At 37.8% G+C, this 15,040-nt stretch carries 19 protein-coding genes; 6 read left to right on the forward strand and 13 right to left on the reverse strand.

What is annotated here, in order from left to right:
- Positions 1-5: 5 nt before the first annotated feature.
- The 5 genes from DWW86_RS03475 to DWW86_RS03495 all read left to right on the forward strand — a co-directional run bounded on the left by DWW86_RS03475 (position 6) and on the right by DWW86_RS03495 (position 3,980).
- Positions 6-299, forward strand: a complete 294-nt coding sequence (locus tag DWW86_RS03475; protein WP_117942296.1) for a hypothetical protein — start codon at positions 6-8, stop codon at positions 297-299.
- On the forward strand, positions 289-984 hold the full coding sequence (locus tag DWW86_RS03480) for a hypothetical protein (protein WP_025579067.1): 696 nt from the start codon (positions 289-291) through the stop codon (positions 982-984). The genes DWW86_RS03475 and DWW86_RS03480 overlap by 11 nt, the downstream gene beginning before the upstream one ends.
- Before the next feature lie 244 nt (positions 985-1,228).
- Entirely contained in the window at positions 1,229-1,999 is a 771-nt protein-coding gene (locus DWW86_RS03485; RefSeq protein ID WP_025579065.1) for a DUF6577 family protein, read from the forward strand.
- A gap of 3 nt (positions 2,000-2,002) precedes the next feature.
- Complete coding sequence (locus DWW86_RS03490) at positions 2,003-3,223, forward strand: nucleotidyl transferase AbiEii/AbiGii toxin family protein (protein ID WP_025579064.1); 1,221 nt, start codon at positions 2,003-2,005, stop codon at positions 3,221-3,223.
- Position 3,224: 1 nt separating this feature from the next.
- On the forward strand, positions 3,225-3,980 hold the full coding sequence (locus DWW86_RS03495) for a metallophosphoesterase (RefSeq protein WP_117942297.1): 756 nt from the start codon (positions 3,225-3,227) through the stop codon (positions 3,978-3,980).
- Here DWW86_RS03495 and DWW86_RS03500 read toward each other — a convergent pair.
- The 9 genes from DWW86_RS03500 to ligA all read right to left on the reverse strand — a co-directional run bounded on the left by DWW86_RS03500 (position 3,908) and on the right by ligA (position 11,511).
- Complete coding sequence (locus tag DWW86_RS03500; protein WP_117942298.1) at positions 3,908-4,633, reverse strand: YkgJ family cysteine cluster protein; 726 nt, start codon at positions 4,631-4,633, stop codon at positions 3,908-3,910. The two genes, DWW86_RS03495 and DWW86_RS03500, sit on opposite strands and share 73 nt — an antisense overlap.
- 40 nt (positions 4,634-4,673) lie before the next feature.
- A complete protein-coding gene (locus DWW86_RS17265) occupies positions 4,674-5,420 on the reverse strand; it encodes an LPD11 domain-containing protein (protein ID WP_242860499.1) in 747 nt (248 codons plus the stop codon).
- Positions 5,421-5,616: 196 nt separating this feature from the next.
- The gene (locus DWW86_RS03510; RefSeq protein ID WP_055151578.1) at positions 5,617-6,975 is read right to left on the reverse strand and encodes an ATP-binding protein; all 1,359 of its coding nucleotides are present in this window, start codon (positions 6,973-6,975) and stop codon (positions 5,617-5,619) included.
- A gap of 87 nt (positions 6,976-7,062) precedes the next feature.
- On the reverse strand, positions 7,063-7,524 hold the full coding sequence (gene ybiA / locus DWW86_RS03515) for a riboflavin biosynthesis intermediates N-glycosidase (RefSeq protein ID WP_117942299.1): 462 nt from the start codon (positions 7,522-7,524) through the stop codon (positions 7,063-7,065).
- Between the two features lie 150 nt (positions 7,525-7,674).
- The gene (locus DWW86_RS03520; RefSeq protein WP_117942300.1) at positions 7,675-8,010 is read right to left on the reverse strand and encodes a hypothetical protein; all 336 of its coding nucleotides are present in this window, start codon (positions 8,008-8,010) and stop codon (positions 7,675-7,677) included.
- A 23-nt stretch (positions 8,011-8,033) separates the two neighbouring features.
- Positions 8,034-8,867 carry a hypothetical protein gene (locus tag DWW86_RS03525; RefSeq protein WP_129975664.1) on the reverse strand — a complete coding sequence of 278 codons (834 nt, stop codon included), beginning with the start codon at positions 8,865-8,867 and terminating at the stop codon, positions 8,034-8,036.
- Positions 8,864-9,151, reverse strand: a complete 288-nt coding sequence (locus tag DWW86_RS03530) for a hypothetical protein (protein WP_117942302.1) — start codon at positions 9,149-9,151, stop codon at positions 8,864-8,866. The genes DWW86_RS03525 and DWW86_RS03530 overlap by 4 nt, the downstream gene beginning before the upstream one ends.
- Positions 9,152-9,246: 95 nt before the next feature.
- Entirely contained in the window at positions 9,247-9,483 is a 237-nt protein-coding gene (locus tag DWW86_RS03535) for a hypothetical protein (protein ID WP_117942303.1), read from the reverse strand.
- Positions 9,484-9,495: 12 nt separating this feature from the next.
- Positions 9,496-11,511 (reverse strand): NAD-dependent DNA ligase LigA, encoded by a 2,016-nt coding sequence (ligA, locus tag DWW86_RS03540; RefSeq protein WP_117942304.1) that lies wholly within the window; start codon positions 11,509-11,511, stop codon positions 9,496-9,498.
- 508 nt (positions 11,512-12,019) lie between these two features.
- Between ligA and DWW86_RS03550 the strand changes: the two genes are divergently transcribed.
- Entirely contained in the window at positions 12,020-12,508 is a 489-nt protein-coding gene (locus DWW86_RS03550) for an SOS response-associated peptidase (RefSeq protein ID WP_226840011.1), read from the forward strand.
- Positions 12,509-12,558: 50 nt separating this feature from the next.
- Here the strand turns inward: DWW86_RS03550 and DWW86_RS03555 are convergent, their stop codons facing one another.
- Genes DWW86_RS03555 through DWW86_RS03570 form a run of 4 tightly spaced genes read right to left on the reverse strand, consistent with a single transcriptional unit; the run spans position 12,559 to position 15,019 of the window.
- Positions 12,559-13,119, reverse strand: a complete 561-nt coding sequence (locus DWW86_RS03555; RefSeq protein WP_055151560.1) for a hypothetical protein — start codon at positions 13,117-13,119, stop codon at positions 12,559-12,561.
- Entirely contained in the window at positions 13,116-13,358 is a 243-nt protein-coding gene (locus DWW86_RS03560; RefSeq protein ID WP_015526832.1) for a hypothetical protein, read from the reverse strand. Before DWW86_RS03560 ends, DWW86_RS03555 begins: the two co-directional genes overlap by 4 nt.
- Positions 13,359-13,413: 55 nt before the next feature.
- Positions 13,414-14,469: a TRM11 family methyltransferase gene (locus tag DWW86_RS03565; protein WP_025580516.1), complete on the reverse strand. Its 1,056-nt coding sequence runs from the start codon at positions 14,467-14,469 to the stop codon at positions 13,414-13,416.
- Position 14,470: 1 nt separating this feature from the next.
- The gene (locus tag DWW86_RS03570; protein WP_059085279.1) at positions 14,471-15,019 is read right to left on the reverse strand and encodes an AbrB/MazE/SpoVT family DNA-binding domain-containing protein; all 549 of its coding nucleotides are present in this window, start codon (positions 15,017-15,019) and stop codon (positions 14,471-14,473) included.
- Between the last annotated feature and the right edge of the window lie 21 nt (positions 15,020-15,040).

A 15,040-nucleotide genomic window follows, 5' to 3' on the forward strand; every position in this document is an offset into this window, starting at 1 on the left:
GCCTGATGAGGGGAAGCACAATGAGAGAAAGTGTTACGGATGTTCGCATTATACTGGAATGCTTACAGGAAGCATATCAAATGGAAGGAGATATGGTACGGTCCGGGAAAAATATTCATGCGACTATGATATATCCATTTGTCCGTATGCTGCAGGAAAAGTGTAGGGATTTAACAGAGGAACAGATACATAAGACACTTTGGAAAGAATATGAGATTTCAGGGGCAGACAGGATGTTTGTGGAGAGGGCTTCAAAGATTTTAGAGCAATACGAAGGAGAATCTGAAGATGAGAAATAGTACAATGGAATATAAAGTAAATCAAGCCTATGAAGAACTAAAGCGTTTAATACAGTGGCATCCAGATAGCGAAGGAAAGTTTTTACAGAAAATGGTATGCTTCTTGTTACCTGAACAAAGAAAATATTGGACAGAGGCTATCCGTGATTTGAGGCAATCTTTAGAAACTGAACATGGAATGATATTTATTGAAAAATACAGAGAAAAATTGGAATGGTTGGATGATGTTTCGCTGTTGGAACTGGAAAGAAAGATAGGAGCAATTTATTTTGTTGATCATTATAAAATGATAGCAGACGAATTTCTATATAAAAAGGATTTTGAAACTGCCTTATTTTTGCGAATTGCAATGGAAACAGGGATAAGAAGTATAGACATTCCGTATATAGAATGGTCCTGCATATATGGAAAGGCTATTTATTTAGAAGAAAGTAAAGGCGGAGATTTGTATAAAAGAGTTAATGGAACGTTTCCTAAGATTTCAACTCAGTCGTTACGGATTATAAAGTTATTGCACAGGAAGCAAGGGAAAATATTTACAAAATCAAACGAGTACTATGTTCGCAAAATTTCTTGTGCTTGGGGAATGCCTGGGTTTCGTATCCATAGTTTTCAGGATTATAGGAGAAAGATAGAAATGGGAATTACAGTAGGTGTACAAGTTCCAAGGATCATTCCATTATAAAGAATAGGATAGATTGGAAAACGTTATAGGATGCTATATGAGCTGCTGTTGCAGTTCTAGTGAGTTTCAATAAAAATACGCAAATATAGTATTTGCGTATTTTTTATTGAAATTACAGATATATTTGCAAATAGATTGAATTATGAATAAAAACAATAAAACAAACGCAAATATAAACTTTGCGTTTGTTTTATTGAATTTATAGGTGCTATGTGATATACTACGAAAAGAAAGTAGGTGTAGTATGAATAGCAAAACAGCATTAGAAAAAAAATACGAGATAATCAAACAAAATCTTGGGAATCAAACTACCTTTTATACAGATGAAGTAATTCCCCTTTTCCCGGAGTTAAAAAAGTCTACTTTATATTGGAATCTTTCTAAATTAGTAGAGGCGGGTTACATTAAGAGAGTGCGAAACGGTGTATTTTCCTTCAATGATTTGAAAGGCAGACAGGGAATTATTTTATGTGAAACAGCCCAAAAATTGAAAAATTACATGGATGAGCTGGGATTTTATTATTATATATCCGGTTTGGATATTTTGGCAAAATATATGTTACACATACCAGAACAATATCCTGTCATTGCATTTATTGAAAAAGCAGCAAAAGAGGAAATATATAACAATTTATTAGCAGAAGGATTTGAGGTGATAGAACCACAATACACGAAAAAAATGTATGAAGATGCTATGCTTTCAGGTAGCCATAATATGCAGGTGATTTTATACACAACGGAGGATTTTCAGTACAGTAGTGAAGGTCTGGCAAGTATAGAGAAGGCTTTTGTAGATCTTTATTTTGCAATAACGAGAAATGGATATCCACTATCATTGCAAGAATTGGTAAGAATTTATCAGAATCTCAGCAGATTGGGAAATATAGATAAAAAGAAGCTGATAACAGTAGCATCAAGAAGGAATATACAATATGATATTCGCTTTATCGTTGAAAATCGGTTTATTACAGATTCGGCAATAGAGTTTGGAAAAATACTTAGAAGGGAAGAATAAAATTTGGATTACAAAAAGTTATTTCATAAAGAGGAAGCATTTCAGAGAGAAACCTTTCAGAAGAGAATGGAAGAATTTGGGTTTAAAAATATGGCGAGAATGGAACTGTTTTTATGGGATCTTGAATTATTCTTGCATATTCAGAAAATACTAGGAGATAAAATAATATTGAAAGGTGGTGCAGCCACGCAGTTTTATCTGCCAAGGGATGCTCAAAGAACAAGTGTAGACATTGATATGTTATTTTTTGGAACAGAAGAGGAAATAAAGGAAACATTGAGGAAAATCGAAGAATATTTGGGGACAGAAGACGAATTGTTTTACTTTCATAAACATAGCCCTAAGAATCCGAAAACAAATCTTCCATTACATACATATTACATGAAAGTTCCTTCTGTACTATCCAATGCAGAACGTAATATGGATAGAGAGAGTATTCCCTATCAGGAATTAAAAATAGAATTTATTCTCCAGCCAGAAAAATGGGAATATGAAAGAAGAACGGGAGAAAACATATTTGCAGTAAACAGTTCATGGAACTATCAGATCCTTCCATTGAATTATTTATTTGCGGATAAGCTCACCACATTAGGTTGTAATACGATTGGCGTACAAAATGAAAGGCTGGATGAACAGGTGAAGCAGTTCTATGATATTATGATGTTGTCCAGAAACTGTATATCCGAGATGCAATGCTCTGTTGTGAAAGAAAAGTATTTAAAACGGGCAGAACAAGAATGGAATACAAGGAAGATTACACTGGGGAGCACGCTGGAGAGAAGAGATTATGAACCTAAATATATCGTAGAAGATGTTGAGAAACAGCTTTTGCGTTATCAACAAGCCGATAGCGGTGAAGATGCAGAATTGAAAAAGTTTATTAATGATTTTCATTCGTTATATTTAAACAGGAAAGTGCAGTATGATCCCAAAACGGTTGCCTGCGGAGCATCACTGGTTCGCTTGATGTATGAACTGATGATTTCAGGCATGGGTTGGGATAAAGTAAAACAGGCATTAGAGATTGAAAAAAAATTAGGTATGGAGCATTTATCGGGACCAGAAAAAGGACAAAAAATTCGTGAACTCAGAAATCAGTTTATTCAGGAATTTGGTAAAGATTCGGTAATCCCGGCATCAACTTTGAAAGGGAAAGATTTAAAAAGAGTGTTCTGGGCAATTGTAAATATTGATAATTTAAACAAGATTGAGGGAATGATATAAAATGAGATATTATATTGCAGATTTACATTTCTTTCATGAAAATTTGAATACAAAAATGGATAAACGTGGATTTGCAAATGTAAATGCAATGAATGATTATATGCTGAAACAGTGGAATAGTAAAGTGCGTAATAGGGATGAAGTTGTTATCTTAGGGGATTTATCATGGGGGAAATCTGAAGAAACAAACCAGTTGCTTCAGAAATTGAACGGACGTCTATATCTGATACAGGGAAACCATGACCACTATGTCAAGGATCCAAACTTCGACAGTTCACGCTTTGAGTGGATTAAAATGTATGAGGAACTTAGCGATAATAAGAGAAAAGTGATACTTTGTCATTATCCTATTATGTGTTATAACGGACAGTATAAATTGAATGCAGAAGGAAACCCAAAAACCTATATGTTGTATGGACATGTACACGATACGCAGGATCAGAGATTGCTGGAAAGATTTCAAGGAATCACATCTGAAACAACATTTCTGAATACACAGGGGGAAACACAGCATATTCCATGTAATATGATTAACTGTTTTTGTATGTATTCAAATTATCAGCCGCTTACTTTGGATGAATGGATTGCGTGTGATAAGAACAGGAAACAAAAGAGCTGCCAGAATGTAAAGCGATATGAAAAAGAGCCGTCCAAAACTGGTCGGCTCAAAGTATTTATAGTTGTTTATGATTTCTTAGGAATGTCAACAGTTCCTAGTGTTTCAATTAAGGATAGGATTGCATCTGAATTTTGCTGAAATTGCGTTTGAAAATCTTCTGTAATATCATAGTTCAGATACAGAGTTATCAAAGTAGCATTCCATATTGAAATCATGGTCTTTTCTGATATGTGTTCTTCCAGAAATTGTAGATGTTTGCAGAGTGTTGCCTGTGTTCTTGTCCATGTAAAGAAATAGTCATCTTTTAGTGGAATGTTAAAACTACGAAACCATTCTCGGACGGTATGTGTTTCGATTCCGTCTCCGCACTCAGGATTATTAAAGATATATCCAACAGACAGTTCTTCTGGATTTTTCGGAAAACTATCATCCGCAGAAAGGGTAAGATACCGACCAATCGGAAACATGGCACAGACAGTCGGTTTTACATCATGAACCAAACATTTCTGATCCTTTAATAAAGGGCAGCGTTTGACACTTCCTTGTGGTCTCAGGCGGACTATCGGGAAACGGGAGTTACATCCAATATAAGTTTCACAATATTGTTCCAAGGCTTCCGCTGGTGTAATTTGAAATTTTTTTGCTATGTTAAACAGATCTTTCGGGGATAAGAGAATATCCTCCCGGTGGATGCAGCACTTTCCGCATTGGGTACAGTGAAATGTAAATGTATCATCGAGACCGATTTCTTCATATCCTAATTGTTCTTTTAGTTCTTTTATTAAATTCATAATCATTCTCCTTAAAAAAAATATTTTTATGGCGGTTCTATTATTTTGTGTCTGAACACATTGCTTTTTCGTATTCTAGGATTTGTTTCCATGTCAACCATTCTGGTTTCCCATCATCCGGAAATTCATTCCAGAGTTTTTTCATGGCGGCAATTTGTTTGCTTTCATTGTGATAGTACAGATGTCCAGTACAACGGTTTCCGTAATTCAAGTAATACTCACAGTCGCTTTGTAAACGACTAAGCATCATGTACTGAAATTCATAAGGATTTTTCGGTTTATCTGTTAAAATTCTAAATGGTTTCCGGATAGGCATATCCGGTTCTCCATCAAATTCATTTCCGACTGCAGAGTGCAGATGAGGAATTTCAAAGTCACCAAGTTCTACATCTTTCCACAACTTCCCATATTGATCCTGGTATACCGGGCGAGCCCATTCGTCTGTACCAATATAATGAAGAAGACGAGAGGGTTCTTCTGGAATAGAAATCAGTTCATCCGGGGACATAATCACTTCATCCAAAGCAAGCTCATCCAGTTTTTTTGGCATATTGTAAAGAGAAGAAAAGCGTTCCTCTAGTTTCCGAATGTCTGCTTCAGACTCAGGAAAATCAAAGCAACAGTGAATATCAGGAGTCAGATTGTCGGTTTCTTTATCTTCGCCGGTATGAATTTCCAAAATAACACCTTCCAATCCTGCATAATCGCTGGCATCGGTTGTCCGCACACGTTGTCCGGGTTTGAAGATGACATCTCCCCATTGTAATTCAGTTGTTGTATTGTTCATGTAATTCTTCCTTTCTTGATGGGAATTGGCATTGACAAAAGAGGGAATAGAATAAATCCATACCCCTTGTCCGTAACATCACATCTATGCCAATTCTCATAAATTCATAAATTTTCACTAATTCAGTGCTGTGTTTTTCGTGATCCTTCTAAATAAAAAGAGACCACTCGCAAGTAGTCTCTTCGTAAACATAAATTTAATTAAACTTGTATTGTTCCAATAAATAAATAGGCAGTGTTTCTGTTTTTCCGTCTATCCCTCCTTTGGTTGCCCCTTTTAAATAAAGAAGCTTATCTGCTTTTCCCTGAGCCAGAGCTTTCTGGGCAGTGGAAGCAGTCCCTTTTCCGGCTTTTACTTCTATTAAATATCGGGTGGAAGAAGATAGGCTTTGTGCCACAAAATCAATTTCTCCGCCTCGGTAAGTAGCAAAAGCTGGGGTTTCAAAGGAAATTTCCGGTGGAAAATCCTGGCGTTTCTTCAGGTTGATATAGACATAATTTTCATTTAATGTGCCTGCAAGTACACGGGAATCGGTACCGGTACGTGTCAGATAATAATTTGCCAGCCCCATATCCATGAAGTAGCAGCGGCTTGCAGACTTAAAATCCAGAATGTCCATTTCTGTTATTTTTGCACAGAATCCAATGATTCCAGAAAAGTATAACCAGCTAATGGCACGGTTGCAGGTAGCCTTTGAAATATTACTGGAGTAGTCTTTGGTTACCAGCTTTTGCAATTCTTCGCTGATACTGTCTTCTGAAAATCCTTTCTTTTCACGGTTTAAAATACGGCAGATGGAAAAGAAAATATGAGTAAACACTTTGGTATCCAAAATATCTGTAAAATAGCGAATGGACTCATTGGTAAAGGTATCAATGATTTTTACGAGTTCGCCCTGTGCCTTTACGATATTCCGGTTCTCCAGATAGTTTTCTACCACTTTGGGATAGCCACCAATTTGACAGTACAGATCATAGGTTTCCTTTAAGCGATTATAGACTTCTGCTTCAGAGGAAACAAGAGATATTTTTTTGTAATCGTCATACAGATTCTGATCATAGGCCATCAAAAACTCTTCAAAAGAAAGCGTATAGATGGTGAGTTTGGTGACATCACCGCTGGAATAGCGAAACTCCGGATCATAAATTCTTCCAAGATAACTACCTGTAACGATAAAATGGGCTTTAAACTGTCGGGTGAACTCCCGGATGCGGTTATAAATTTCCGATGATTCCTGAATTTCATCAATAATGATGACGGTATCATCGGAATCAATAAAGTCCGGCTCATATAACTGGAAGGCATCATGGAGAGGATGCTCCCGCCGTTTTGTTCCAGGTGTCCAATTGGTTGCCTGTTTATAACATTCCATAAACTGTTTACCACTTAATTCAAACAGGTTAATATAAATTTTGTGTTTGTAGTTTTCGTCAGCAAATTTCTGTATCAGGTAGGTTTTTCCAACCTGACGGGCTCCACCGACTTCCAGGGTACTATGACCTCCTTCATTTTTCCAATCCAGAAGACGGTCATAGACAAAACGCATCAGATACATAAGCACAAATCCTTTCTTTAAAATCTATCTTCCATTATAGCAAAATATTTGCAGTTCATACAGTGCAAAATTGGATAAATTATTGTTTTAACATTCAAATTGAAGCTTCGCACGTATGTCCATAAGAATTCTGCCTAAATGATTTTCACCATATCCATTTACAGTTCCCCAAAAGGTGTCACCCCATGTATTTTCCTCTACTAACCTACGGTTTCCAGTAGAAAGAAGGAGGCGACAAAGTTCAGGGTTTTGCATGAATTTACACATACAAATTTCATACATACAGCGTATTTTGATTTTATCCCAATCTGGTCGTAGCATCAGGTTGCGTCCAAGCCTCTTTGCATCAGCGGGATTATGCATACAGAATTTACAAAAACGTTGCTGTTCTTTTACAGAGTATGTCTTTTGTGCCTGAAAAGCAGCTTCGCTGTTGGCATAGAGTTGCCCCATGTATGAAATAGATGCCGGATAAAAATTACTGAGAAACGCATAGCGTCCACGAAAACCTAAAATAGCGGGAGCTTTTATTGAAATATTTCTTTGCATAACAGAATGTCCTTTCTAACAGTGTGTTCATAGTATTTATCATGTTTCATTTGGAATTTTATCCCCAGAGTTCTCCAGTAATTTCTAAAAGATAATCTTCATAAGGAAAATCCGGTGGGAGCAATCCCTCTAACCGTTGTTGACATTCTTTTATGACATCTTCGAAAGACTCATAGGCTTTTTAAAAAGAGAAGGTTTTTCTAATAAATCCATAAAATAAAAATGGTCATCAATTTGTGGTTCGATTTCTTCTCCATTACAGATGCGCCAACAACGCAAATAATCGGCAGTGCCGTTGTAGCATATAGCATAACGGTCAAGAAGATAGTCAAAAAATTCGTCATTATCAGATTTCGTAGAAAACATTTCATATAATTCGGGTTTTGTCTTTTCCCATAAGGGGAGTATATACTGTTGCATCAATGTAACGGATTCTTCGGATATAAGAAGTCCATAGCAGTGAAGTATAGAAGTAATTATGCTCATAGAGTCCTCCTGTTTGATGTAAGTTATTTTTTTAATATTCTGAGGCTTTGCTTTTCCCAGTTTATCCATAGACCTTTTTGTGACAAAACACGTTCTTGTATTTTATAATACAAAGGTATCTTTTTAGCTGAATTTGTTGTATCCCATTGATTTACAAGATTTAATAAATCTGTATCTGGGTAAGGAATACAAAAGTCATATTCATCGTATTCATCGGTTTTTTTATACTTTGTGTAAGTCATTTTCCCTATGCCATCGGCAGGAAATTTTCCAAGATACACAGCACCATACTTTTGGCAATATGCTTCGAGCAATGCTTTTCTGTAATTTTGATAAATTTTTTTATCAGGAACAGAAAAAAGTCTTTGCTGAAGGGAAAGGCTTCGCTGGAAGTTATATAAAACTGTAAGCAAAGGATCTTCCTGCAGCGAAAAACGTGGAGTTCGCAGTGGTGGTTGTGCTAGAATAGAAGATATTTTATCCTGTACTTCTTTAAATACTGCAGAATAAACAGCTTTTTGATAATGCGGCATAGCATATTCAAGTTCTTCTAAACTGCAGAATGAATCCGTAGATAAAAGGGTATTTACACCAAGTGAAAAGCAGTAATCATATTTAATTGAATCTAGTAAATATGCAGCCATTTCTTTAGGTTCATTGATGCTTTTAGATTCTAATACTTCTGAGGTGTAGGGAGTTACACAAAGAACGGTGTATCCGGCTTTAGGTGAAAACACAACGTCTGTAGAAGCAAAAATTGATAACAATGGTTCTAAAACTTCAAGAAGAGCTTCCATTTGCATATTTCTTTTTTCTATACCCGATGGTGTATGAAAATATGGGGTTACTTCATTCAAATTAAGAATCTGAAAAGTCGCAAAAAAGGTTCTTGATTTTGAGTACGCAGATAGGCGTAAAAAGAAGAAAGGGATAGTTCGATTTCACTTTCCACATCAAAATAAAACTTCTCTTGTTCTTTTGCACTTGCATAAAAATCGTCTGGTTCAGCACACCCGTGTTCTTTTAAATATTCTAAGATAGCCCGCTTCATGGCATCTTTTGCCATGTCTGCTTGCAAATAGGGAGGTCCTATGGGGGTAATAAGAGTTTTAAGGTCATCATAATATGTAAGCAAATACATAATAGCAGCTCCTTTCTAAATCCACTTATCAACAAAAGAAAATGGGAAAGCATTTTCGGCCTTCCCATTTTGTGAATCTTTGATTGATTAAAGTATTATCTCCAAACATCTCTGGTAGGGTAATAGATGACAGTAATATTCTGATAGCGTGCCATCGCATTCATTGGAATATCTGGTTCCCCATCAAAGGCATTATCGCAGGCACTGCATAAATGTGCAGGGCGGTCTGAGTAGGGTTCTACATCCTTCCATAGTTTTCCAGATTCATCCTGATATACGGGTCTGTCCCAGCTATCCCGACCTTTATATTTTAGATATATTTTATCTTTCATCGGAGTTCTCCTTTATGCAATCATCTCAAGAAACTCATCTTCAGACAATATTTTAATACCGAGAGCCTGAGCTTTTGTTAATTTACTTCCGGCTTTTTCCCCACAAATCAGATAATCTGTCTTTTTTGTGACAGAACTGCCGGCTTTTGCTCCAAGCTCAATGATCTTGGAGTTGATTTCATCCCTTGTAAAATGAGCAAGTTTTCCTGTTGCAACGATAGTACATCCTGTAAATACATTTTCTTTCATCATAGTGTTCATTTCCTTTCTTTCTTCAAATATAAGTTCTTTTTGGAGTTCGTGCCAGAGAATTAGATTGTTTTCATCAGAGAACCAGTCATGGATATTCTGATTCAGAGTATCACCAAAGTCATCTAACTGGGTGAAATCATAGTCACCAGAGGCAGCGTCAAAAAATTCCTGCAGACTGCCGTGGAATACTGTATCCAAAATCCTGCTTTTGGTTCGTCCGACCATAGGAATATCCATGGAAACCAGGAATCGGACAAAGGTAGTATTACGGCTGGAAGTAATGGAATTCCATAATCTTTCAAAGGATTTTTTACCGAAACCTTCCAACTGTAAGATTTCTTCCTGATGTTCATTTAGATGGTAAATATCCGGAAATGTCTGGAGATAACCCAAAGTCAGGAATTTTTCCAAGGTAGTTTCGGAGAGTCCCTCGATGTTCATTGCTTTTTTTCCAACGAAATGTGTAAAGCGTTTTCGGATCTGGCTATCACAGTTGGGATTGTCACAATGCACTGTTTCAATGAGACGCCCATCATTTCCTTTTCTTTGATAGATACGAGTCTGAGAACCACAGCATGGACATACTGGGGGAACTGCATCTACGTAATGACCACGTTCCAGATTTTCTTCAATATGAGGAATGATCATATTACGTTTCGATACAGAAATTCTACAACCTGGCACCAATTCTAATTCTTTGATAAAGGTCAGATTGTGAAGGGTTGCTCTGGAAACAGAGCATCCGTCAATTTCCACAGAGTCAAAAACTCCCACAGGTGCAATTTCTCCGAAACGGGTGGGTGTCCATTCTATATTGCGAAGAGTGGTTTCGTAAGTTTCGTCTTCAAACTTAAAAGCCAGTCCATCTTTATAATGATGTCCGGTACGCCCACAGCTTTTGGAATAGTCCAGACTGTCGAAAATCATTACAATTCCGTCAATAGGCAGATGTTTTTTGCCTGCCAGAACAGTCAGATTTTCAATATACTGGTTTACAAGATCCAAGGTTAAAGGCTGGGTTGCAATAATATAAGGACAAGGCTGGAAGCCATAGTCAAACAGGCTGGAAACCTTTATAGATCTGCTGTCTGGAAAGAGAAATGGAGAGTCCAGACCTTCCAGAACATTAAAAGGCATAAAGTGCAGACAGCGTCCTGCACAATTTGCCGGATCAAGACTTCGCACAGAGCCAGAAGCCAGATTTCGCCCATTTTTGTAAGGTTCTCCTTTTCCATCTCGGAGGGTTTCTTTTAAACGCTCAAAGTCATTGGTTGGGATGAAGGATTCTCCAACAATCACCAGCCGGCCTTTATATGGAATTGAGAGAGGGACATCAACGTATGCAGGGATGTTATGGGTGATAAGTTCCCCAATTTCTCCGTCGCCACGCGTGGAAGCCTCTACAAGTGTTCCATTTTCGTAGACTAATTTAGTCGTTAATCCGTCCAACTTCAGCATAAACAGAACTGGCTGCTTACCGGCAAAACTTATCAAGTCCTGTACCTGCTTTGTCTTATCTAAAGAGAGCAAAGGGACCGGATGCTTTACTTTGGGAAGTTCACTGATGGGAGTATAGCCTACGGTTTGTGTCGGTGAATTGGATAAGACAAAGCCTGTCTGCTCTTCTAATTCCACTAATTCATCGAAGATTCGGTCATATTCCGCATCACTGATATTCGGACTGTTCTCATTATAATAAGCGTTACGCTGTAAATTCAGATGGTCCACCAGTTGTTTGATTTTTTCCACGTTTGATAATTCATTAGAGTGGTTCATTTTATTCTTGTCTCCTTTTCTATGGTATAGTTGTAATTCTTATTTGTTCCGGCTTTCATTCCTCCTTTCTTTGCGTTCAGGCATAAAAAAAGAGAATGACATGGATGTTCATTCTTTAATGCGTGCAGTTTCCTGCAAAATAAAAAAAGCCAGAAGTCCCTGCTGGTAGCGTGGTATACTTCTGACACTTTTACAAACCTAAACTGCGTGCGTATATCCTTTCCGGATGACACAAATAATAATTACATAGTAAGTGTAACACTGTATATAGTATGTGTCAATATAAAAGCACTATATATTGTTTAATCTGAGAAGAAAATTACTATATATAGAGAAAGCATGGATATGGAAAATATTATCTCTTGATTTCAGAACATATGTTCTATATAATGGGATATAAAGGAGGAGAACGTGAGTTTGGAAAAAGTGATTTTTCATATAGATGTAAATTCTGCCTTCTTGTCCTGGGAAGCGGTATATCGGCTGCATCATAGAGCATGGGCAGGACATCCATCCGTCTGAATCTGCAATTGTACTTACAAAGGAGTGTAGGGAAGTGGCTGCAAGGCAGATGCAGTGGGGATTTCCGAGGTTCCAGGGAAAGGGATTGCTTATCAATGCAAGGGTAGAGGCTATACTGGACAAGAAGACCTTTCGGGACAGTGTGCTGCATCGAAGATGTGTGATTCCTGCCCATCACTTTTACGAATGGTGTAAAAACAAAGAAAAATATACTTTTCAAAGTCCAAAGCAGGATGCCACATTATTTATGGCAGGGTGTTATCAAATCTATAATGGTCAAAATCGTTTTGTAATTCTGACTACGCAGGCAAATGCTTCTGTAGCACCGGTGCATGAACGGATGCCATTGCTTTTGGAACGACAAGAACTGGAAGATTGGATTATGGAGGATGCAGCGGTAGAATTTATTCTTGCTAAGAAGCCCATACTGTTGAATCGGACAGCAGAATATGAACAACTGAAATTATTTTCATAAGAAGGGAAACCCATAAAAGTTTCCCTTCTTGACATAAAAAATTCTTGAATTTAGAATCCATTGTTTATTTGTTCTGTTGCTGCAGGCATAGGAGGACTGGATTTTACATAGATTAATAGTTTCCCATGCAGATCCAAATCCTGTTTACTCCATTGCCCATTCTCATAAACCTTTTGGGTAATTGTATTGTAGATAATTGGCGTATCCTCTATACGTTCCATATCAACTACAAGGCAATCCTGAAGGGCAATATATGGATATAGAGCATCCTCAATATATGTCCTTAATTTTAATGCCTGCCTGTGCAGTAGTTCCACATCATACAGTTTTGATAAGGTATAGCCCATTTCTTTGAGTATCCCGGATGTTGTAATGGTTTGTTGGATAACAGAAATCTGCTCTTCCAGAGACACATTTGGATTTATCATAAGCTTTGATAATGTAATTTCTTTTACAAAAGCTGTCGCTGTATCACCAATTTGCTTTTTTAGGGTTTCATAAGGAACCCGATACTGTGTCTGTAAAATTTCAAGTGGAACGTATTCCCGGTTTTTCTTTAAAGTTGAAAGCAATTCACAAAGCTTGCTTCCCAATTCATATATGTTATTCAAGCACACATCACTTCCGATACGGTCTCTGGTGTATGAACCAAATGGTAAATGGTATTTTCTGTTTCGAAAACGATACTGTCATTTGATACTTCCAAAATCGTTAGGATAGGAGATGTCAGAATAGAGAAACCATTGACCCCAGAAATAATAGCACGTTCCCCAACCCGTAGCGGAGAATGAAACCATCCTGAGAGTGTCGTTATTTGTTTATCTTTCACATGGTGCTTTCGATTTGTCATAGTGTTCACACTCCTTTTGTAGCGTCATAGAAAATCTGTTTTTCATGGCTCGTTTTTATGTAACCGAGTAACTCAAACGAAAATATCCTTTCGATACAGGTATATATTCGTCTGGGTGTTCATATAAGGTGGCACGGATACGTTCCTGATAATGCGGATTCTTTTTCGCTTTTGGGTGTTCTTTTAATAAAGCGTACAGGTCTTTTAAAGCCCCTCTTCCTCCAATACTCTCCATTGTCATCCGGATTAGATGATGCCAAGTCAGTGCAAGAATATCTGTATTTTGTACAGAAAACACACCTTCTTGCCGGATGCTGAAGGGGATAATGAAAGAATCCGTTTTTTTCAGCAACAGAGCATATTCTGTCACAATGGGAATGAAAGGCTTTTTGTACGTCCGATTGTCGGAAACACAATTAAACTGGCCCTTTACCAGAAAAGATTCAAAATCACCCATCCGCATTAAATCATGCTGCATACTATAGAACTTACCATGGAGCCGCATATCGCCTACCAGTATGGCAAGCCTGCCACCTTTCCGAAGTGCCAGGAAAAATTTCCGGATACAGTGATTTAGTTTTTCTAAAAAATCCGAATAGTTTTCACAGCGGGATAGGTCGTCCGGGTGAGGGTTTCCCCAGATATTTCCGGAATACTGGATCATATTATGGTAAGGTGGATGGAAAAAGATGAGATCAGCGGAATCCTCCACTTCATCTTTTAGGGCATTCCAGTTACCTTTTCCATAAGCAGGTGCCGGATTTAGATCATAGAGCAGGGAACGTACCTGATAACGGTCAGCCGCCGCCTTTGAAGTCCCAGAGCCACTCATAGGATCTAAGAGGGTAAAGGTGCTGGTATCTTTTCCGTAATATCGCTTATCGTCCAGGCAATAGCGTAGAAGTGCTGCAATCACTTCGGGAGAGCAGTTACCACGCCACTGGCTGTTACCGCCTTCGCCCCGTTCTGGGTATGCCATGAAAGAAGTCAGTTCCTTTCCCACACGTTTTCGCAATCCTTCCGTTCCAAGCATGTCAGCGACAGTACGCCATTGGGGACCAAATTCAGCTTCTAATAATTGTGCTGCCCGATGCAGCATTAAGTCATTCATTTTATATCACCGTCCTTTCATAATTTTGTTGAATGTAGCGGGAAATCGCCGCCGCAGTCATTTTGGCACAGCCTAAATCCATTTCGCTGAAAGGCTGTTGATTTTTTGTACACAGTAAAAGTCCCAACGTTTCACCCAATTCGTTTTTTTTAGAAATAGGGAAAAAGGCTGATATGGGATATTTTCCTGTCATAGTAGGGTATATGCGTTCCTTTTCAGAGAATAATTTCATCTTTCCCTGTTGCAGAAGCCTTTGAATACTTTCTGTTACAGGCATATTAAGTGCTGTATGATAATTCTTGGAAGCAATGATTTTGGAATGATTACATAACAGGATCCGGCAAGGGACATTACTATGTAAAATATCCAGAAAACTGTCTAACCGGATATCCATAGGGATATGGGAGTCGCATTTACGAAGACAGATGTTGCGTGTGTCAGCTTCCAGCATCAATACATCGCCTGTATGAAGTTGTAGGGCTTTTCTTACTTTGGCAGGAATAATGATCCGCCCTTGTTGGTCAATATTTAGTGTTGTGGCATAATCCATAGAAATCTCCTTTCCTTTATA

Source organism: Ruminococcus sp. AF17-22AC, from assembly GCF_003460065.1.
Taxonomy (GTDB): domain Bacteria; phylum Bacillota; class Clostridia; order Lachnospirales; family Lachnospiraceae; genus Blautia_A.